Here is a 21,064-nt window from a genome sequence, read left to right as displayed (position 1 = left end):
AGGATTCAAACTTTAACCCATTCCGGCCGGAGATTCCCGCCATCGATCTGGCTTGCCCCATGTGGATGCTATTGCCACCACTGGCATGGCGGTCCACCGTCTAGACAGACAATCCCCATCATGGAAAGATCGCCTGCGACTATTCATCCCCGTAACATGACCTGTTTCCTGGAAAAAAACAGGTGATTTGCGTATGATCCCGGCTAGTTTACGCTAACGCCAGACAGCCGTGGATTGTTTCATGCCGATAAGATATCTGACCCTGACCATCCTCACCGCCCTGGCGCTGAGCGGATGCAATACCACCAATAACGGAGCCGAGCCGGAATTGATCAAGGCGGCGGTTCACGCAGACTCTGTTACGATGACCGAACTGGCGCCGGCGCCGGCCCGGCAGCCTGAACTGGAGTCCGTTGCCCTGAAGCCGCTTGAGGTCGAGGTCGAGCTTGAGCTCGAGTCAGCACCCGTGCCCCAGACCGGGCTGATGGACCGGCTGCGTGCCGGTTTCGGCCTGGAGATTCCGGATCATCCGCGCATTGACAGCCAGATCCGCTGGTTTGCCTCCAACAACGATTACCTGGACAGGGTACAGGAGAGGGCAGCTCCCTATCTTTATTTTATTCTCGATGAGGCTGAACAACGGGGAATCCCCAGCGAGCTGGCCCTGTTGCCGATTGTCGAGAGCGGTTTCCGGCCCTTTGCCTACTCCCCAGGACGCGCCGCCGGACTGTGGCAGTTCATCCCCTCCACCGGCAAACATTTCGGGCTGGAACAGAACTGGTGGTACGACGGTCGCCGGGATGTGGTGGCCGCCACCCGGGCGGCTTTTGACTATCTAAGCCAACTGGCGAGCCAATTTGACGGCGACTGGCAGTTGGCACTGGCCGGTTACAATGCCGGTGCCGGCACGGTGCAACGGGCCATCAAGCGCAACCAGCGAAAAGGCAAACCCACCGATTTCTGGTCACTCGAACTGCCTGATGAAACCATGCGCTACGTGCCGAAACTGCTGGCCGTGGCCAAGGTGATGGGGGATCCGCAGCAGTACGGCATCACTCTGGCCGATATTCCCAACCAGCCCTACTTCGACAGCATTGATATCGGCTCCCAGCTCGATCTCGCCCTGGCGGCTGATATGGCGGGCATCTCCATTGAAGATCTCTATCGGCTAAACCCCGGCTTCAATCGCTGGGCAACGGCGCCGGATGGACCACACCGGCTGAGCATTCCGGTTGAACAGGCCGAGCGCTTCAGCGAGGCGCTCGATGCCCTCGATCCACAGAAACGGCTGCGCTGGAGCCGCTATAAGATCCGCCCCGGCGACAATCTTGGCGGCATTGCCAGAAAGCACAAAACCACCGTGGCATTGCTGCAACAAGTGAACAAGCTGAAGGGCAACAACATCCGTGCCGGCAAGCATCTGCTGATCCCGGTCTCGGTCAAAAGCCTCGATCAGTACACCCATACCGCCGACGCCCGTCTGGCAAAAACCAAAAACAGACAGCGCAAGGGCAAGCGCCTGACCCACAAGGTCGTTGCGGGGGATACACTTTGGGACATTGCACAACGCTACAAGGTCAGCCACCGGGCCCTGGCCCGCTGGAACGGCATGTCCCCCAGGGACACGCTGCGCCTGGGACAGCAGCTGGTCATCTGGCAACAGGGCGGCAAGAGTCAAGACAAGTTGGCGCACGCCACCCCGCTGCTTTCACCGCCGGTCGACACCCGCAGCAGCCTGCGCTACCGGGTGCGCAAGGGCGACTCCCTGGCGCTGATTGCGCAACGTTTCAATGTCACGATTTCCGACCTGAGAAAATGGAACACGCTGGAGGGCCGCTATCTACAGCCCGGACAGCGACTGCAGCTGTTCGTAGATGTGGCTGAACAGACCCTGTAGGAGTCTCCCTGCCCTAAGCTCTGGTCTTGCTACAAATACTGGCGAGGAGTCTTTGTGCTCTTGGTGTTGTTGGCGGTTGCGACGCAATGAACCGGCTCTCCTGAATCACTGCGGGTACCCTCCAGCCCAGCCGGGACAGGTTCCTGCTCTTACGACTGTTCCTGCTCAACCTTGAAACAGCTCACCTGACGGCCGTCATTCAGCCTGATCAGATCCGGGTAGCGCTCCCGACACTGGGGCATCGCCACCGGGCAGCGGGGGTGAAAGTGGCAGCCGACTGGTGGATTGGCCGGTGACGGCATATCCCCTTCCAGCCGGATCACTTCGCGCTTCAAGTCGGGATCGGCCACCGGTACGGCGGAGAGCAGCGCCTGGGTATAAGGATGTTTCGGTGCAGCCAACAGTTGCCCCACCTCACCCCGCTCGACGATCCTGCCCAGATACATCACCGCCACCTCATCTGCCAGATAAGAGACCACCGAGAGATTGTGGGTTATAAACAGGAAGGCGAGGCCGCGACTGTTCTGCAGCCGCTTCAGCAGATTGAGGATCTGTGCCTGCACCGAGACGTCCAGGGCGCTGGTCGGCTCATCACAGATAATCAGCTTCGGATCCACCGCCAGGGCGCGGGCGATACAGATACGCTGACGCTGCCCACCGGAGAACTCATGCGGATAACGGCCGGCGGCATCGGCGGGAAGCCCTACCTGCTCCAGCAGTTCCATCACCCGTGAACGGCGCTGCTCCGCCGAACGGCCAATGCGCTGCGCCTTCATCCCCTCTTCGATAATATCGCCCACCAGCATGCGGGGATTCATCGAGGCGACCGGGTCCTGAAAGATAATTTGCAATTCCGAGCGGCGAGCGCGCAGGGCGCTGCCTTTCAGCCGGGTCAGTTCATCACCGGCAAAACCGACCGTACCCGCGGTAGGCCGCACCAGCTGCAGTATTCCCTTACCTACCGTGGTCTTGCCGCAGCCCGACTCGCCAACCAGGGCCAGCGTCTTTCCGGGCGCGATGGAGAGCGAAACACCATCCACCGCCCTGACCTGACCCACGGTACGCTTGAACACTCCCTTATGAATGGGAAAGTGAACCTTGAGCCGGTCAACCACCAGCAGTGGCTCGAGGCTTGTCGCGGCATTGACCGGCGTATGGTCCGCTTCCGCCACTTCAACGATGGTCACGCCATCTTGATGGCCGGCAAGATAACAGCGTGCGCCCTGGCCGGGTTCCAGTACGGTCCAACCTGGGGCGGTTTCACAATCTTCGAAGGCCCGGTCACAGCGGTCGATAAATCGACAGGCGGTAAACACCTGATTCAACGGCGGCACACTGCCCCTGATCACGGCAAGCTGCTTGCTGCGTTTTTCGGCATTCGGCAGCGACTGGAACAGTTTCTGGCTGTAGGGGTGCTGGGCATGACCAAAAAAACGCTCACGGGTCGCCACTTCGATAATCTGGCCGGCGTACATCACCGCTACCCGGTCCGCCACCTCGGCCACCACCCCAAGATCGTGGGTGATCAGCAGGATGGCCATACCGGTCTGCTGCTGCAACTCCTTAAGCAGTGCCAGCACCTGGGCCTGAATGGTCACATCCAGCGCAGTGGTCGGTTCATCGGCAATCAGCAACTCGGGCCGGCCAGCCAGCGCCATGGCAATCATCACCCGCTGCTTCATGCCCCCCGAGAGCTGATGCGGATACTCGTTGATCCGTCGCTCGGGATCGGGGATACCGACCGATCGGAGCAGCTCCACCACCCGCTGCGCCACCGCCCGGCTATCCGCCCCATCGCGGATCTTCACCGCCTCGCCGATCTGCCGGCCAATGGTCAACACTGGGTTGAGGGAGGTCATCGGTTCCTGAAAAATCATCGCCATGCGACCACCGCGCTCTTCGCGCATGGCGTACTCCGGCAGCTCCAGGAGGGCGGTTCTGCCCAGAGTGACATTCCCACCGATGATGCGCCCCGCCGGTGGCAGCAGACGCATGATCGACAGGGCCGTCATCGACTTGCCACAGCCCGACTCGCCCAGCAGGGCAAAGGTTTCGCCTTTTCTGATCTCCAGGTCGACACCATCCACGGCGCGTACCGGGCGTTCCCCATCGCCCAGCCAGGTTTGCAGATTTTCAACTTGCAGCAGAGTATCGCTCATGCGGCTACGGCTTCCATGGTTGGCTGATCAGCGTGAACTGCGCAGACGCGGGTCGAATGCATCGCGCACCACATCGGAGAACAGGTTGGCCGACAGCACCAGTGTAAACATAAAGATCATCGCGGCCATTAGTGACCACCAGACCACCGGTTCCCGGGCCATCTCCAGCCGGGCACTGTTGATCATATTGCCCCAGCTGTTCATGGTGGGATCAACACCGATATTGACATAGGAGAGCACCGCCTCGGCCAGCACCAGACCGGAAAAATCCAGCACCACGGTGATCATCACAATATGCAGCACATTGGGCAGGATATGGCGCAGGATGATCTGGAAATGTCCCACCCCAAAGGCGACCGCCGCCTGCACATAATCAACTTCACGCAGTTTCATCGCCTCACCCCGCAACAGACGACACAGCCCAGTCCAGCTGGTGACGCCGAGGATGATGCAGAGGAACAGCAGCCGCAGATCGGCCCGCTCCACCAGGCTGTTGAATTCGTCGGCATGGTTGCTCATGTAGATCTGCAGCATGAGGATCGCCGCCGCGATCAGCAACACTCCGGGAATCGAGTTGAGCGTGGTGTAGGTGTACTGGATCAGGTCATCCACCCAGCCACGGAAATAGCCGGCCATGATGCCCAGCAGAATGGCGGCCGGCAGCATCACCAGGGTGGTCAGGGTCCCGATCAGCAGGCCGGTACGGATGCTCTTCAACGCCTGATAAAAGACATCCTCCCCCACCTTGTCGGTGCCCAGCAAGTGATAGCGGCCCGACAACTCCACCGCCCAGAACAGTACCATCAGCAGCAGTCCCAGGGTGATCAGGACGCTCCGCCAGGGGATATCGCTTTTTCCGCTCAGCACCTCTTTGGCGGCCCCCGCGAACCCGCCGCTGCGCCTGGCCGCCAACAGTGCAAACAGGATATTGGCCATGACAAGAGTGACAACCAATCCCTTGATCAACCCGATCAGGCTCAGGCGCATGATGTCCTGCGCCCAGTCGCGTTCAGGGTCCGCCAGATGGGCGCCGCCATATTGCAGCCGTGGGAAGTCCCGAATCACCGTACCGTCAGGCTGCTCGATATTCTCCTTGGCATAAAGATGGGTAGCCAGCGGCGCAGAGTAGGTCTTCTCCTGGCGCACCCGGAGTGGCTGTACCAGACGATCGAACAGGCTGTACACTTCGCTGGACTGCACCTGGGCGCCGGTCTGCTGGTCGGGTGAAAATTGCGGTTCGAAGTGTATCGAGTCCAGCAACCCGATTACCACATAAAAACTCAGGATCACCAGAGTACTGACACCCACCCGGCTGCGCACCACCTGTCGCCAGGGCCCGCGCAGGTGCTCCCTCCGGGCGGCATAGACAGCAAACGCGACCGAAAAGAACAGCAGCAGGAACACCAGCGCATCCGTCCACAGGATCACCAGCCCGCCCATCATGCCAGACCACTCATCATGATAGCCGCACCCTCGGGTCCACTAACGTATAGGAGATATCGGTCAATAGCAGCCCGATGATATAGAGCACCGATCCCAGGAACACCATGGCGCGCACAATGGCGAAATCCTGCCGATTGATGGCGTCGATGGTGTAGCTGCCCAGGCCGGGAATACCGAAGAACGACTCGGTGATCAGGCTACCCATGAACAGCAGGGGCAACACCACCACCACTCCGGTGAGGATCGGTATCATGGCGTTTTTCAGCACATGCCGGAACAGCACTATGCCCTCGGAAAGCCCCTTGGCACGGGCCGTTCGGACATAGTCCCGGTTGATCTCTTCGAGAAACAGCGTGCGGTACCAGCGCGTCCCTGAGCCGATGCCCCCCACCACGCCGATCAGCACCGGCAGGATCAGAAATTTGACGGCCGCGAAGCCGGTGTCATACCCGGAAATAGGCACCAGATGCAGCAGCTTACTCACCAGATACTGACCACCGATAATATAAAAAAGCCCCGAAATCGACATCATCACCACACAGAGCACCACACTCCAGATATCGATATAGGTGGCACGAAAAAACGCAATCAACAGCGCATAGGTGATATTCACCAGCAGCCCGATCAGCAGCACCGGCACCGCAATGGCCAGGCTTGGCCACATCCGCTGGGAGATGTCATAGCCGATATCCCGGTCACTGTCGGAGGTACCAAAATCGAACTGAAACAGCTTCAGGGATTTTTGGAAGAAGATGGTATCGGTCACCTGCCCCACACCCTGACTGGCCGAATTAAACAGCAGTGGCTTGTCATAGCCGCGCTCGGCCTTCCAGTTCTCTATCGCCTCCGGGGTCACCCGTTTCATACCCAGGTTCATGCGCGCCATGTCATCCGGTGAATTGACCACGAAAAACAGCACGAAAGTGAGGATATTCACCCCGATCAGAATCGGGATGGCGTAGAGAATCCGCCGCACGATATAGGCGATCATCGGGCGGCACTCCGTTCATGGCGGCGATACACCAGCATCGCCGGCACGGTGCTGGCCAGTAGCAGGAGTACCAGCAACACCAGCGGCCAGACCACAGGGGGATTCCAGGCCTGCTGACGCGCATTGCGCGTCGCGGGGTCGATGCGTTTGTACTTGAGGGTATTGTTGGCCATCAGATTGGGTTTCACGTTCCCGTACCAGTCGTGATAGAGCGAGAACGCCTTGGGATAAAATCCCCAGATCCAGGGGGCATCGTGGCGCAGGATATCCACCATGCGATCGATAATCTCCTGGCGCTCGGGACTGTTCTCCATGTTTTTCATCTGGTCGAACAGTGCATTGAATTCCGGATTGTCATAATTGACCGCATTCTCGCCGGCATGCTCCACCTTGCCGTTGGGCCCATAGAGCAGAAACAGGAAGTTTTCCGGATCCGGGTAATCGGCATTCCAGCCGAACATGAACAGCTGCCCCGTGCCCTTGCGCAGCTTCTCCTGAAACCGGTTGTAGTCAGTGGCCCGGATCACCAGCTGAATCCCCAGCTGTTTGAGCTGCTTGCGCATCCAGTTGAGTTGCGCCTTGCTATCCGGCCCCGCTGAGGCCGACTCGTAATTCAGCACCAGCGGCCTTCCGGTGCGGATGCTCTTGCCGTTGGGATAACCCGCCTTGGCCATCAATGCGCGCGCCTCCTGCAGGGACTTGCGCCTGGGTTTACCGTTTTCGATATCGAACACCACCGGATTGATCCCCTCTGGTCCCTCTCGACTGCCGAAGATACCCAGCGGCAGGGGACCGTGGGCCACCACCCCGCGACCATTCAGAAAGATGGAGATGTACTCCTCAAAATTGACCGCGATGGAGATAGCCTGGCGCAGGTAGCGATTCTCCTCGGAATCGCCACCGATGACCGGGTCAGCCATGTTGAAACCCAGATAGAAGATCGAGGTCTCCACGGCGGTGGCCAGTTTGATATTCCGCTCCAGCATCTCCTCGGTCAGATTGGCCTCACCGCCGGAACCGAACTTGACCGCCTGGTCAAAGCTGTCCGAACTGACACCGGAGGTATCGTAGTAACCCTGCAGGAACTTGTTCCAGCGGGGTATCACCTCCTGCTCCAGACTGTAGACCGCCTTGTCGATCAGCGGCAGTGCTTTGCCCGCATCGTCCAGCATGCCGTTTTCACCATCCTCCGGTTCACCCTGCAACGGATAGGCCTCGCCATGAAAGTGGGGATTGCGCGCCAGTACCATGCGCAAATTGGGATTGTTCTCCGCGAGCATGAACGGGCCGGTGCCGATGGGATACCAGTTCAGGCTGATGTTGCGTTTATCCAGCCCCGGCTGGCTGTAAAACAGGTCCGCCTCCCAGGGCATGGGAGCGAAAAAAGTCATGGCCAGCCAATAGACAAACTGGGGATATTTGCCCCGCAGCCGCACCTTGAAACGGTAGCGGTCGAGTTGGGTGACGCCCGCCATTCGGTATTGCCTGAGGTCAATAAAACCGCCATTGTCGCCGGCAGCTGTCAACTCACTGGCAAATTCCGAAAACCCGACAATGTACTCCGCCATGATGCTGGCGATCGGTGAGTGGAGCCGGGGGTTGGCCAGACGCTTGATCTGGTAAATAAAATCTTCAGCGGTTGCCTCGCGTGTACCAGTGTGGGGGAAATCCGCCAGGGTGTTGAACCGTTCCACGGCCTCTTCAGTGAGCTGATGATAACGATAGACCCCCGCATCATCCTTTGCCAACGCAGGATGGGGCTGATACCGCATGCCCGGTTTGATATGTATCTCATAGTCGCTGAAGGCGACGTCAGCGACCGGGGCATCATCCGGCAGCGGATTTCCCGCCTGGTCTAGAAACAGCGGCTCCGGCACCTGTTCAGCGGCCAACGGGACCAGTTGGTAGGGCCGTTTCAAAAAGTGGTACTGCAGCGGGGGCTCATAGATCTGCGCGATAAAGGCATATTCATTGGCCGCATAGGAACGGGCAGGATCGAGATGCTTGGGTCGCTCGGAAAACGAGCTGTAGAGGGTATTGGACTTTGCCTCGCTGGCGGGATAGGGGGCATTCCAGGCGCGCTCTCCACAGCCATTGAGCAGTATCAGCAGCATGGCAATCAATCCAGCCGCCGGCCATCCACTCCCGACCGTGCATCCGTGAATCCGTCTTGCCACTTGTTTCCTCAGGCGTCTCATTTTTTATTGTTGATCACTCAATGGGCGATGGAGCGACATCTGCAGTGTATTAACCAGTATGTGCCGCACAAAACCTGCCGCCAGAACAGCAGCATATATTAGAACAGACCAACAAAAAACCGTCGGGTTCTTTTCGGACCGAAGCTTTTCCGGTACCTTAGGACTGCCCGGCCTCCACCACGTCCGGTGCACTCAAACTCTCTTTCATACGAAGCTTCAAGGATTTTACATGGGTTTCCTACAAGACAAACGCATCCTCATCGTCGGCGTGGCCAGCAACCGTTCCATCGCCTGGGGCACCGCCAAGGCCATGCATCGCGAAGGGGCGCAGCTGGCCTTTACCGCTCAGGGCGACAAGCTGTTGGAGCGGGTGCAAAAGATGGCGGCGGAGCTGGATTCAGACATTGTCCTGCCAATGGATGTCACCTCTGACGAACAGATCGAGGCTGTGTTTACCGAACTGGCCAAACATTGGGACGGCCTGGACGGCATTGTTCATTCTGTCGGATTTGCCCCCCGCGACCAGCTTGAAGGGAGCTATATCGATGCGGTCACCCGGGAAGGATTCAGCATCGCTCACGATATAAGCGCCTACAGTTTTGCCGCATTGGCCAAAGCAGGCCGGTCGATGATGCAGGGACGTAACGGCGCACTGATCACCATGAGTTACCTGGGGGCGGTCCGCACCATTCCCAATTACAACGTTATGGGTATCGCCAAGGCCAGCCTGGAGGCCAGCGTTAAATATATGGCCGATTCCCTGGGACCGGAAGGGACCCGGGTCAACGCCATTTCGGCCGGACCGATCCGGACCCTGGCCGCATCCGGCATCAGCGGTTTCAAAGGCATGCTCGCGGAAGCGGAAAAGAAGAACCCGCTGCGTCGCAATGTCACCATTGAAGAAGTGGGCAACGCCGCCGCCTTCCTCTGTTCCGATCTGGCATCAGGAATTACCGGCGACATTCTCTATGTGGATTCCGGTTACCATATCGTTGGCATGGCTTGACAGGACAACCCCGACACCTCCGGGACAGACCAAAAAAAGCCGCCACCCCACGACTGTGGGGTGGCGGCTTAATGCATTGCGCTCAGTTATCTGATGACTTGTTGGTGATGATCACATCAGCCTCTGCGCGCAGATTACCCTGCAGATGCTGGAAATAGCTCTTGCCGCGTGACTGCGTCAAGGCGTTATTCAGGACGGCCTCACCACCCAACTCGTTGGCGTCCGCCAACGTGCCGTCGGTCACTGCATGCAACGCGATCAGTGCCAGATCACCGCTTGCCATCGCCAACTGGCCATAAACCGGCATGTCCCCTTCCGGGCGGGGCATCAGGAAGAGATGCTTGACCAGATCTGCCGGGACATCCCGTTCATCACGACTGATCACCTTGCGCGGCTTAATCGTGACACCCTTCTCTTCGGCAATAGCTGCCAGCGTCTCACCCTTCGTGAGTCCACTCACCAATTCAGCACCCTCACGGGCAGCCTGCTCGACAGCCTTCTCCACCCGCAGTTTATCGCGTATGGCCTGCTTCACCTGATCCAGCGATTTGACAGCAGCCTCTTCATGATCCACAACTCGCAGCACCATGACATGCTCCGGATTAAGCTCGATCGCCTCGCTGTTGTTTCCCGATATCAACACATCCTCGCTGAACGCAGCAGCGATCACTTTGGGCGCCCCAAGCATGCCTTCACCACCATCACGCGTGATCCAGTCACTCTCTTTGGGTTCTATACCCAGGGCATCCGCTGCGGGCTGCAGACTGTGTGATTCTTCGTAAGCGATGTTACCCAGCCGCTCGGCATACTCGTAGAACAGACGTTCAGCCTCGGCTTTCAGATAGGCCTGTTCCACTTCATCCCGCGCCTCGTCAAAAGACTTGCCGGTCGATTCACGAATCTCGGTCAATTTGATGACATGAAAACCAAAGGGCGTACGCACCAGATCACTAATCTCACCCGGCTGCAGATTGAATACGGCCTCATCAAATGCCGGCTCCATAACTCCGGTCTCAAAAAATCCCAGATCGCCGCCCTCTTCGGCGGAACCGGGATCCTGGGAAACCGCCTTGGCGACAGCGGCAAAATCTTCTCCCCCGCGCACCCGGTCCAGTGCCGCCTGCGCCACACTCCTGGCCTGCACAACAGCCGCATCATCACTCCCCTCATCGACGGCTATCAGAATATGACTTGCGCGACGCTGCTCGGCGGTCTTGTAGAGGGACTGATGCTGGTTGTAGTAAGCCTGCAGCGCCTCATCGTCCGCCGTCAGGCTCTTGGCAATACTGGCGATATCCAGATCAAGATATCTGATCTTAACCCGCTCTGGCGCCATGTAATCATTTTGATGCGCGGCATAGTAGGCTTCCACAGCTTCGTCATCGACCTCTATACCACTGAGGAAATTCGCCGCCGGAAGAATGAGATACTCAAAATCACGGCGCTGCAGTCTCAGCTGGGCCAGATTCAGCAGTTCCGAGCGAGTGGTAAACTCGGAAGCGGTAACTGCCTTGGAGAGCTGCTCACTCACCAGACCACGACGAATCTGCTGCTCAAAGCCGGCGGGCGTCAATCCCTGCAGGCGGACCCCTCGTTCATAGGCATCCTGACTGAATCGACCATCAACCTGAAAACCCGAAAGTGAGGCAATCACCTGTTTCACCAGGTCATCACCGACCCGCAAACCCAGCTCCTCCGATTTTTGCATCAGCAGGTTATTGCGAATCATCAGCTGAAGCACTTCCTGCCGCAGTTGTGCCTCGTCAATCATCTCCGGACGGTAGTTGTCACCCAACCGTTGACGCAGGTTTTCGCGGAAATCCCGATAGCCGCTTTCAAATTCACGCTGGGTGATATCCTGGCCATTGACCGTGGCCGCAACAGACTCGGAGCCACCGCCAAGATAGGAGTTAATACCGAAGAGTGCAAAAGGCACACTGATGAGAATAACTATGAACCAGGCGACCACTCCCTGGGCGCGTTCCCTGATGGACTGAAGCATGACGTACCTGAAATCCGAAATCTGGATAGTAAAAAAAACGGGGTATCCTAGGATACCCCGCATCTTCTCACCTATGGCGGAGCGGACGGGGCTCGAACCCGCGACCCCCGGCGTGACAGGCCGGTATTCTAACCAACTGAACTACCGCTCCGAAAATGGTGGGTGCTGAGGGGATCGAACCCCCGACCCTCGCCTTGTAAGGGCGATGCTCTCCCAGCTGAGCTAAGCACCCGCTGAAGGCGCGCTAGTTTACGGCATCCTTAAGGGCTTTACCAGCCTTGAATGAAGGATTCTTGGATGCCTTAATCTCGATGGTAGCGCCGGTCTGTGGGTTCCGACCAGTGCGCGCAGCTCGCTCACGCACGGAGAAAGAACCGAAGCCGATGACTGATACTTGATCCCCACTTTTCAGCGCCTCGGTGATGGCTGCAATCATACCATCCAGTGCGCGACCAGCGGCTGCTTTGGATATATCTGCAGAATCTGCCATCGCATCGATCAGTTCCGTCTTATTCATTAATCGTCTCCCCTAAGGTTATAAAAAAACGCTGTGAGCAGCGTGGGTTAAAACTTTATCAGCTACCGTTGCAGGTGTGCGAAACGGGGTCAATTTATACCAGTGGCCCGGAAGAAGTGTCAAGCAAACAAGTCCCAAAAGCCTAATTTTATGCGGTTTCCAGGCGAATACACACACCCGTCACACATAAATAAAACACCAAAACCTATACGGCCGATTCACTCGACCGGACAACCCGTTGTTTCGGCACACAATACAACCGGTAACACACTAACAACAGCACACGACAGGAAGAAATCGATTAATTTCCTCCCGCGGTGCGGTTTTGACGATAAAAGCCGGGTATCGATCAGTGTCGGGTCAAGCCGCCACCCTTCTTGACACTTTTCTTTGCCGTTCGCGGCTTACTCTTGGCAACCTCGGCAATGTCACTCTGTTCTTGTAGCGGCGTCGGCATATGAACCAGCGCAATCTCCAGCGCCTGCTCTACCCAACGGACAGGCAGAATTTCAAGATTCTGCTTGATGTTCTTGGGTATCTCGACGAGATCACGTTCGTTCTCTTCGGGTATGATCACCGTCTTGATCCCCCCGCGGTGAGCAGCCAGCAACTTCTCTTTCAGACCGCCGATGGGCAGCACCTCACCCCGGAGTGTGATTTCACCCGTCATGGCGACGTCTGCTCTTACCGGTATCTGCGTCAATGCGGAGACCAGGCAGGTACACATACCGATACCGGCACTGGGACCATCCTTCGGAGTCGCCCCCTCCGGCACGTGAACATGCACATCCAGTTTCTGATAGAAATCGTTCTCGATGCCCAGTGCCGCCGCCCGACTTCTGACTACCGTCATTGCCGCCTGGATCGACTCCTGCATCACATCGCCCAACTGCCCGGTGTGGGTCAGTCTACCCTTGCCAGGTACCAGGGCCGTTTCAATCTTCAGCAGTTCTCCACCTACTTCGGTCCACGCCAGTCCCGTCACCTGACCGACCTGATCATAGTCCTCCACCTCGCCATATCTGAAGCGTTTCACACCCAAATATTTATCCAGGCTTGCCGGTGTAATAGTCACCTTCTTGCCGGACTTGGTCAGAAGAATGTCCTTGACCACTTTACGACAGATTTTGGAGATTTCCCGCTCCAGATTCCGCACACCGGCTTCGCGGCTGTAATAACGGATAATGTCACGGATTACTGCCTCCTTGAACACGATCTCGGTCGCCTTCAAACCATTGTTCTCAATCTGCTTGGGCACCAGATAACGCATGGCGATATTGACCTTTTCATCCTCGGTGTATCCCGACAGCCGTATCACTTCCATACGATCCAGCAAGGCAGCCGGTACATTCAGTGTGTTGGCGGTGGCCACAAACATCACTTCCGACAGATCAAAATCCACCTCCAGGTAATGATCTCCAAAGGTATGATTCTGCTCGGGGTCCAGCACTTCAAGCAGCGCGGAAGCCGGGTCGCCACGGAAATCCATGGCCATCTTGTCGATTTCATCCAACAGGAACAGTGGGTTCCTGGTACCTATCTTTGACAGGTTCTGGATTATTTTTCCCGGCAGCGCGCCGATATAGGTGCGCCGATGCCCACGAATTTCCGCCTCGTCACGCACACCACCGAGCGCCATACGTATAAATTTACGATTGGTCGCGCGGGCAATCGACTGCCCGACCGAGGTCTTACCAACACCCGGGGGCCCCACCAAGCAAAGAATAGGACCCTTCAGTTTGCGCACCCGCTGCTGCACAGCCAGATACTCGATAATCCGCTCTTTTACTTTCTCCAGACCATAGTGATCCTTTTCCAGCACATCTTCCGCAGCCTTCAGGTCATTGCGAATCTTGCTGCGTTTCTTCCACGGCACATTCACCAAGGTATCAATGTAGTTTCTCACCACAGAGGCCTCTGCGGACATTGGTGACATCAGCTTCAACTTGTTCAGTTCCGCCACCGCCTTGGTCTTGGCCTCCTTCGGCATGCCCGCGGACTCAATGCGGTTTTCCAGATCCTCGATCTCATTGGGCGCCTCATCCATCTCGCCCAACTCTTTCTGAATCGCTTTCATCTGTTCATTCAGATAATACTCGCGTTGGTTCTTTTCCATCTGGCGCTTGACCCGGCCGCGAATCCGCTTTTCCATCTGCAGCAGATCATTCTCGGCCTCCATCAGGCTCATCAGGTGTTCCAGACGGTCACCTATATTTGCCATCTCAAGCACACCCTGCTTTTCATCCAGCTTCAGTGACATGTGAGCAGCCATGGTATCTGCCAGACGACTGGGGGACTCAATGCTGGAAAGTGAGGTGAGCACTTCAGGGGGTATCTTTTTATTCAGCTTTACATACTGATCGAACAGCGCAATGGCCGAACGCATCAGGACCTCGAGCTCCCGATCATCATCCGGCGTGACATCCTCGACACGGGAAAATTCGGCCGAAAAATAGCCATCCGCCTCAGAAATATCGCTTAGTTTGGAACGTGAGCCACCCTCGACCAGCACTTTTACCGTACCATCCGGCAGTTTGAGCAGCTGAAGGATATTCGCCAGGGTTCCAACCGTGTACATATCCGCAACCGCCGGCTCATCGGTCTCCGCACTTTTTTGCGCCACCAGGATGATCTGCTTGTCCTCTCTCATGGCTGCATCCAGCGCCTTGATGGACTTTTCACGGCCAACAAAAAGCGGTATCACCATATGCGGATAAACCACTACATCCCGCAACGGAAGCACGGGGATTTTTGTAACCGAATCTGCTATCCGGGGATTACTTATTTCGTCTTGACCCATGGAGGGCACTCCTTCTGTTACGGCCTATTGGCTGCTGCATGACTGCATAGCAGTCGCCCGTCAAACTGACTTGTCATCCAATAGTGCGGAATGGGTAGCGGCATATCACGATCCTGCCGTTCAGTGGATGGTGGGGGCTTAGCTCGAACATTTCAAGTTATTAGGCAGTGCACTTTACAGGGTAATAGCATCAGCGGCCCTGACGCTGGCCCGATCAATCAAGGCATTAGTTTAATGAACCCGGTTAAAGCAGAAAAACCGCTGCCTTGTAACCCGGTCAGCGGTTTTATATAAACCGGACATGAGCCTGTCCGGCTTTCAGCACATGACATGATCAATCAGCCGCAACCATCTTCTTCTCACCACCTTCATAAATAATGTAGGGGGCATTTTCACCGGTGATAACCGCCTCATCCACCACCACTTTGGAGACGTTTTCCAGTGACGGCAGGTCATACATGGTATCCAGCAACACCTGCTCCATAATGGTTCGCAGACCTCGGGCCCCCGTTTTCCGCTCCATCGCCTTACGCGCAATCGCGGACAGGGCATCCGACCGGAACTCCAGTTCACAATCTTCCATCTCGAACAGACGATGGTACTGCTTCACCAGGGCATTCTTGGGTTCTGTAAGAATACGCACCAGGGCCTCTTCATCAAGTTCCTCAAGGGTTGCCACCACGGGCAGCCTGCCGACAAACTCGGGAATCAGTCCGTACTGAATCAGGTCCTCCGGTTCCACGTTGGTTAGAATCTCGCCCACCTTGCGGGAAACATCCTTGCTGTGCACCTCCGCCGAGAAACCGATTCCCCCTTTCTCGGAGCGATTACGAATCACCTTATCAAGACCGGCAAAGGCACCGCCCACCACGAACAGAATATTGGAGGTATCCACCTGCAGAAATTCCTGCTGGGGATGCTTGCGACCGCCCTGGGGCGGAACCGAGGCAACCGTTCCCTCTATCAGTTTCAACAATGCCTGCTGTACACCCTCGCCGGACACGTCACGGGTGATGGAGGGATTGTCTGATTTGCGGGAAATCTTGTCGATTTCATCAATATAGACAATACCGGTCTGAGCCTTTTCAACATCATAATCACACTTCTGCAACAGCTTCTGAATGATATTCTCGACATCCTCACCTACATAACCGGCTTCGGTGAGCGTGGTGGCATCAGCGATGGTGAATGGCACATTGAGCATCCGTGCAAGCGTCTCAGCCAACAGGGTCTTACCGGATCCGGTTGGACCGATCAGCAGGATATTACTCTTGGCGATCTCGATCTCGTCCTTGTTCTTGCTGGTATCAAGCCGCTTGTAGTGATTGTACACCGCCACCGAAAGCACTTTTTTTGCTCGAGCCTGACCAATCACATATTGATCAAGCAACGCACTCAGTTCGTGAGGTTTCGGCAGTTTTCCAGCGCTCTCGACACTGCCTTCCTGCATCTCCTCACGGATAATGTCGTTGCACAACTCTACGCATTCATCACAGATAAATACCGATGGACCGGCTATGAGCTTACGAACTTCATGCTGACTCTTTCCGCAGAATGAGCAATAAAGCAACTTGCCGTCATCGCCTCTTGTCTTGTCGTCACCCATGAAGCCATCCTCTCGCTATTTCAGTCAACCCGCTTTCTGTCATAAATAATGTATAAGGCTGATCGAACTTCATTACAACCCCCAACACATAATCACCTGGATGAAACGAGTTGAAGCCACAGTGAAAAATATATCAATTTTTCCAATAAAAACAGGCTGTTAATCCGAGAAAATCACTCGGCAGCAGCACCGTCAGGACGCCGACTCAGTACTTTATCGATAAGTCCGTAGGCAACCGCATTCTCGCCGCTCATGAAATTATCACGATCGGTATCCTTCGCGATGGTCTCGAGCGACTGCCCGGTGTGCGTGGCCATAATATTGTTCAGCTTGTCACGTAACAGGAGAATCTCCTTGGCGTGGATCTCGATATCCGTTGCCTGTCCCTGAAAACCACCCAGGGGTTGGTGGATCATCATTCGGGAGTTGGGCAGACAATAACGCTTGCCCTTTTCTCCACCAGCCAGCAACAGTGCACCCATACTGGCCGCCTGACCTATGCACATGGTGCTGATATGGGGTTTTACAAACTGCATGGTGTCATAGATTGCCAGCCCGGCACTCACGGAACCGCCGGGTGAATTTATGTAGATATGGATATCCTTGTCCGGATTCTCAGACTCCAGGAAAAGCAACTGGGCCACGATCAGATTGGCCATGTTGTCTTCAACCTGACCGACCAGGAAGATAACGCGCTCCTTGAGCAGTCGCGAATAGATATCATAAGAACGCTCCCCCCTTGATGTCTGTTCGACCACCATGGGAATCAGTCCCAGATTCGTTGCATCCAATCCGCCCATATTTCGTATATCGGTCATGCTGAATTGATCCTTTATATCCTGGCTTTATTCGTTTACCGCATCGACATCCGGCGTTGCCGGATTCATCACTTCGTCAAAGCCTTTTGCGGCATCCTCAACCTTGACCTGATCAAGCACCCAATCCACCACCTGATCTTCAAGAACCAGGTTCTGGATACCGGAAAGTTGTTCTTTATTACCGTAATAGTAATCAACAACCTGCTGGGGGTCTTCATATGACTGGGCAAATTGCTCAATCTTCTGACGTACCCGATCTTCATCCAACTCAATATTGTTACTACTAAGAACCTCTGCAATGATCAGTCCAAGGGTAACACGTTTCTTTGCCTGATCCTCAAACAGCTCAACCGGCAGATTGAGGTTATTCCCCTGGCCACCCTGGGCCAGGTTGGCCCTGGTCTGCTGCAGTAATACCTCGGCCTCACGCTTGACCAGCGCCTTCGGCACTTCCAGATCATTGACCTGCAACAGTGCATCCATCGCCTGTTCTTTAACAAGACTGCGGATCTTATCCTCGAGCTCACGGGTCATGTTGGCGCGGATCTCTTTATAGAATCCGTCTACGCCCTCTTCGGAGATGCCGAAGGCCTTGATAAACTCTTCATTAACCTCGGGCAGTACCGCTTCAGAAACCTTGGTAACCTCAACCTCGAATGTGGCGGGTTTACCTGCCAGCTTTTCTGCATGGTAGCTCTCGGGGAAGGTCAGCTCCAGGGTACGCGCCTCGCCGGCCTTGGCACCAACCAGCCCCTCCTCAAAACCTTCGATCATGCCCTTGGAACCCAGTTCCAGTGGAATGCCTTCTGCAGAGCCCCCTTCAAAGGCCTCGCCATCCATGTAGCCTTTGAAATTGATGGTGATCTGATCACCTTCCTGCGCCGAGCGATCCACTTCATTCCAGGTAATCCGTTGTTTGCGCAACTTCTCAACCATTTCGTTCAGATCTTCATCGGTCACTTCCACCACAGGGCGTTTTATCGTTACATCACCCAGTGAATTGAGAGTGACCTCCGGCATCACTTCAAAAACCGCCACATAAGCCATGCCTTCATTGACACTTTTTTCCACCGGCTCGATGGCAGGCTCTCCGGCAGGATTCAACTTCTCCTGCATCAGCGCTTCAAAATAGCTGGACTGCACCAGATCGCCAAACACCTCCTGTTTGGCATCATTGGAAAAACGCTTGCGTACTACCGACAGAGGCACCTTGCCCGGGCGAAAACCATCCAGCCTGACGGTCCGTGCAATCTCTTTCAGCCGTTTCTCCACTGCCTGATTTACCTTCTCAGCAGGGAGTTCAACTGTCATACGACGCTCAAGCCCTTCACTCGCTTCAACCGACACTTGCATGAAAACCTCTTCTGGCAGTGTTTACTGCCATTCCTCTGTCTTTAGTTAAAAGTGGTTACCGCTGACGCAGTAGCCGAAAGTTAGCCCGTTCGGGGCGGTATAACCGGTCGGCAACCGAAGGGACACAGCACCCCGTTCAGTATCCGGACACGCTTCGAAGAACTGTTACTAACCTCATGTAAATCAAGTTATTAGATAACTTCTACCGAGATTGAAATGTACACAGCCACTTGCAAATAAGCCGGCTATTGTACCTAAAAACAACCTATATTAAAGCGTATTTTGCCGCTAAGGTCGGATCATGCCAGGGAAAAGCGGCGTGAATCCCGGGCCTCACAGACACATAAGGGAAGCAGTTATGCCACACGGGTCCACATGAGCCAGGAAAACCGGGATGATCAAAGCGAGAAAACATGGCTAAAAAAGAGAATGGTGCCGTCCGGGAGACTTGAACTCCCACACCTTGCGGTACCAGAACCTAAATCTGGCGTGTCTACCAATTCCACCAGGACGGCATATCGGGGCTGATTATAGAGAGGCCGCCGGGGAAAGGTCAATTCATGAAGCCTTTGGCAAGACTGGCCGTCGCGGCTGAAGGCACCCCTGCCACCTGCGCCACGCTTGAACTGCGAAAAAACTTCGCCAAACCCCTGCGTGAACTTTTTGCTCAATCCGGGCTGCGGATATCGATTCCCCGCTCAAGCTCCCCACTCTTGCGCAGTTCCCGCTTGAGTATCTTACCGGCCGCATTCTTGGGCAGGTTTGGACAGAGTTGGATCTTCCTCGGCACCTCATGCCGCCCCAGGTTTTCGCGACAATAGGCCCTGATCTCGGCTGCGGCAAGCTGTTCATCCTCTTTCAATACCACGTAAGCCACGGGGATCTCACCATGCAGTTCGCTCGGCTCGCCAACGACCGCGGCCTCCAGAATCGCCGGATGGGCATAGAGCAACTCCTCCACCATGCGCGGATAAACATTCATGCCGTTCACAATAATCATGTCCTTTTTGCGATCGACAATATAGACATAGCCATCGGCATCCTTGTAGCCGAGATCCCCCGTCCTTACCCATTCACCAAAGAAACTCTCGGCAGTTTCTTCGGGCAGATTCCAGTACCCCTTCATCACATTGGGTCCCTTGACACAGATTTCACCAATGCTGTCGATACCGATCCGCTGGCCGGCGTCATCGTAAATTTCCATCTCCACCTCCGGTACCGGCAGTCCGACCGAGGCCGGTTTTCGCACCCCGTCGACCGGGTTGACACAGGTGACCGGCGAACACTCGGTCGGCCCATCCCCCTCACACACCGGCATGCCAAAACGCTCCTCAAACTGGTGCATGATCGCCTCCGGCATGGCGGCGCCACCGGATACGCAATAGCGGATACTCGACCAGCGCCTGACCTGCTCCTCCGGCATACGCAACAGCACGTTATACATGCTGGGAACACCGAGAAACACCGTGGCTCCCACCGCCTCGATCACTTCCGAGACCGTGACAGGATCAAACTTCGGTACCGGCGCCAGACTGAATCCATGCAACAGAGGTGTCAGGGTGCCGACAGTGGCGGCAAAGGAGTGGAACATGGGCAACACCACCAGCAGACGATCTTCACCCGCCCGCAACTGCAGGGCGGCCTTAACGCTACAGGTATTGGAAACCAGGTTACGGTGGGTCAGCATAGCGCCCTTGGGATGACCGGTGGTTCCCGAGGTGTAAAGAATCGCTGCCAGATCTTCATCCGGATCAAGCACCGGCCGGGGTGTCGGGGCGCCGCTCCGACAGAGTGCCGCAAAATCCAGATCCTGCGGATTGACATCTTCACCACCGATACAGACGGCAAAACCCAGCGTTGCCAGCTCATCACGAAAGGCCGCAACGCCCGCCGCCATCAGATGATGATAGATCAGGCCAGTGACTCCGGCATCCTTGAGGATATAGAGAATCTCGCGCGGATTAAGCAGCAGGTTGACCGGGACCACCACCGCGCCCGCCTTGACAATGCCGGCGTAGGCGATGGCAAATTCGGCCGAGTTGACGCAATAGAGGGCGATGCGGTCTCCCTTGCCGACGCCCTGCCCGGCCAGTGCTGCCGCCACCGCATCAGACTGTTGATCGACCTGGCCGAAGGTCACGTTGCTATCAGCAAACAGAATGGCCGGCTGATCACCATAGCGCTCAGCCGTTGCTCGCATCATCTCCGGGATAGAGGGTGTCGTTGCTACTGTCATGTCCGGTTTTCCTGCTGATAAGGGATAGCGCAGGATAA

The 21,064-nt window shown here is 56.1% G+C and carries 13 protein-coding genes and 3 tRNA genes; 2 read left to right on the top strand and 14 right to left on the bottom strand.

Annotated features, from left to right (window positions below):
• Nucleotides 1-241 precede the first annotated feature (241 nt).
• A complete protein-coding gene (locus tag ACHZBF_RS04565) occupies nt 242-1,897 on the top strand; it encodes a lytic transglycosylase (RefSeq protein ID WP_321527764.1) in 1,656 nt (551 codons plus the stop codon).
• Between the two features lie 149 nt (nt 1,898-2,046).
• Here ACHZBF_RS04565 and ACHZBF_RS04560 read toward each other — a convergent pair whose 3' ends face one another.
• From ACHZBF_RS04560 to ACHZBF_RS04545, 4 genes are read right to left on the bottom strand one after another with little or no spacing between them, the layout of a single operon-like run.
• A complete protein-coding gene (locus tag ACHZBF_RS04560) occupies nt 2,047-4,056 on the bottom strand; it encodes an ABC transporter ATP-binding protein (protein ID WP_321527763.1) in 2,010 nt (669 codons plus the stop codon).
• A 27-nt stretch (nt 4,057-4,083) separates the two neighbouring features.
• A complete protein-coding gene (locus tag ACHZBF_RS04555; protein WP_029135126.1) occupies nt 4,084-5,499 on the bottom strand; it encodes an ABC transporter permease in 1,416 nt (471 codons plus the stop codon).
• A 13-nt stretch (nt 5,500-5,512) separates the two neighbouring features.
• Nucleotides 5,513-6,490 (bottom strand): ABC transporter permease, encoded by a 978-nt coding sequence (locus ACHZBF_RS04550; RefSeq protein ID WP_288104054.1) that lies wholly within the window; start codon nt 6,488-6,490, stop codon nt 5,513-5,515.
• A complete protein-coding gene (locus tag ACHZBF_RS04545) occupies nt 6,487-8,604 on the bottom strand; it encodes an ABC transporter substrate-binding protein (RefSeq protein WP_321527762.1) in 2,118 nt (705 codons plus the stop codon). The genes ACHZBF_RS04550 and ACHZBF_RS04545 overlap by 4 nt, the downstream gene beginning before the upstream one ends.
• A gap of 313 nt (nt 8,605-8,917) precedes the next feature.
• Here ACHZBF_RS04545 and ACHZBF_RS04540 point away from each other — a divergent pair, with 313 nt between their 5' ends.
• On the top strand, nt 8,918-9,694 hold the full coding sequence (locus tag ACHZBF_RS04540; RefSeq protein ID WP_029135123.1) for an enoyl-ACP reductase FabI: 777 nt from the start codon (nt 8,918-8,920) through the stop codon (nt 9,692-9,694).
• An 82-nt stretch (nt 9,695-9,776) separates the two neighbouring features.
• Here ACHZBF_RS04540 and ACHZBF_RS04535 read toward each other — a convergent pair whose 3' ends face one another.
• From ACHZBF_RS04535 to ACHZBF_RS04490, 10 genes are all read right to left on the bottom strand, one after another.
• A complete protein-coding gene (locus ACHZBF_RS04535) occupies nt 9,777-11,696 on the bottom strand; it encodes a SurA N-terminal domain-containing protein (RefSeq protein WP_321527761.1) in 1,920 nt (639 codons plus the stop codon).
• A gap of 74 nt (nt 11,697-11,770) precedes the next feature.
• Nucleotides 11,771-11,847 (bottom strand) — tRNA-Asp (locus ACHZBF_RS04530).
• A 5-nt stretch (nt 11,848-11,852) separates the two neighbouring features.
• Nucleotides 11,853-11,928 (bottom strand) — tRNA-Val (locus ACHZBF_RS04525).
• Nucleotides 11,929-11,940: 12 nt separating this feature from the next.
• Nucleotides 11,941-12,213 carry an HU family DNA-binding protein gene (locus ACHZBF_RS04520; RefSeq protein ID WP_029135121.1) on the bottom strand — a complete coding sequence of 91 codons (273 nt, stop codon included), beginning with the start codon at nt 12,211-12,213 and terminating at the stop codon, nt 11,941-11,943.
• Between the two features lie 349 nt (nt 12,214-12,562).
• A complete protein-coding gene (lon, locus tag ACHZBF_RS04515; protein WP_321527760.1) occupies nt 12,563-15,013 on the bottom strand; it encodes an endopeptidase La in 2,451 nt (816 codons plus the stop codon).
• A gap of 334 nt (nt 15,014-15,347) precedes the next feature.
• On the bottom strand, nt 15,348-16,619 hold the full coding sequence (gene clpX / locus ACHZBF_RS04510) for an ATP-dependent Clp protease ATP-binding subunit ClpX (protein WP_029135119.1): 1,272 nt from the start codon (nt 16,617-16,619) through the stop codon (nt 15,348-15,350).
• Nucleotides 16,620-16,792: 173 nt separating this feature from the next.
• Nucleotides 16,793-17,437 (bottom strand): ATP-dependent Clp endopeptidase proteolytic subunit ClpP, encoded by a 645-nt coding sequence (gene clpP / locus ACHZBF_RS04505; RefSeq protein ID WP_029135118.1) that lies wholly within the window; start codon nt 17,435-17,437, stop codon nt 16,793-16,795.
• 27 nt (nt 17,438-17,464) lie between these two features.
• The gene (tig, locus tag ACHZBF_RS04500) at nt 17,465-18,790 is read right to left on the bottom strand and encodes a trigger factor (RefSeq protein WP_321527759.1); all 1,326 of its coding nucleotides are present in this window, start codon (nt 18,788-18,790) and stop codon (nt 17,465-17,467) included.
• Nucleotides 18,791-19,220: 430 nt separating this feature from the next.
• Nucleotides 19,221-19,305, bottom strand: a tRNA-Leu gene (locus ACHZBF_RS04495).
• Nucleotides 19,306-19,457: 152 nt separating this feature from the next.
• The gene (locus ACHZBF_RS04490; protein ID WP_029135116.1) at nt 19,458-21,026 is read right to left on the bottom strand and encodes a long-chain-fatty-acid--CoA ligase; all 1,569 of its coding nucleotides are present in this window, start codon (nt 21,024-21,026) and stop codon (nt 19,458-19,460) included.
• Nucleotides 21,027-21,064: the final 38 nt, after the last annotated feature.

This window comes from Sedimenticola selenatireducens (assembly GCF_963675335.2).
Taxonomy (GTDB): domain Bacteria; phylum Pseudomonadota; class Gammaproteobacteria; order Chromatiales; family Chromatiaceae; genus Sedimenticola; species Sedimenticola selenatireducens.
Note: the sequence above shows the minus strand (reverse complement) of the source record. Positions and strands in the feature narration are given on the sequence as shown.

Coding starts and splice junctions, on each gene's coding strand:
- ACHZBF_RS04535 (WP_321527761.1), bottom strand. CDS start 11,696: ATGCTTCAGTCCATCAGGGAACGCGCCCAGGGAGTGGTCGCCTGGTTC.
- clpP (WP_029135118.1), bottom strand. CDS start 17,437: ATGACCGATATACGAAATATGGGCGGATTGGATGCAACGAATCTGGGA.
- lon (WP_321527760.1), bottom strand. CDS start 15,013: ATGGGTCAAGACGAAATAAGTAATCCCCGGATAGCAGATTCGGTTACA.
- ACHZBF_RS04555 (WP_029135126.1), bottom strand. CDS start 5,499: ATGATGGGCGGGCTGGTGATCCTGTGGACGGATGCGCTGGTGTTCCTG.
- ACHZBF_RS04565 (WP_321527764.1), top strand. CDS start 242: ATGCCGATAAGATATCTGACCCTGACCATCCTCACCGCCCTGGCGCTG.
- ACHZBF_RS04550 (WP_288104054.1), bottom strand. CDS start 6,490: ATGATCGCCTATATCGTGCGGCGGATTCTCTACGCCATCCCGATTCTG.
- ACHZBF_RS04545 (WP_321527762.1), bottom strand. CDS start 8,604: ATGCTGCTGATACTGCTCAATGGCTGTGGAGAGCGCGCCTGGAATGCC.
- ACHZBF_RS04560 (WP_321527763.1), bottom strand. CDS start 4,056: ATGAGCGATACTCTGCTGCAAGTTGAAAATCTGCAAACCTGGCTGGGC.
- clpX (WP_029135119.1), bottom strand. CDS start 16,619: ATGGGTGACGACAAGACAAGAGGCGATGACGGCAAGTTGCTTTATTGC.
- ACHZBF_RS04520 (WP_029135121.1), bottom strand. CDS start 12,213: ATGAATAAGACGGAACTGATCGATGCGATGGCAGATTCTGCAGATATA.
- ACHZBF_RS04490 (WP_029135116.1), bottom strand. CDS start 21,026: ATGACAGTAGCAACGACACCCTCTATCCCGGAGATGATGCGAGCAACG.
- ACHZBF_RS04540 (WP_029135123.1), top strand. CDS start 8,918: ATGGGTTTCCTACAAGACAAACGCATCCTCATCGTCGGCGTGGCCAGC.
- tig (WP_321527759.1), bottom strand. CDS start 18,790: ATGCAAGTGTCGGTTGAAGCGAGTGAAGGGCTTGAGCGTCGTATGACA.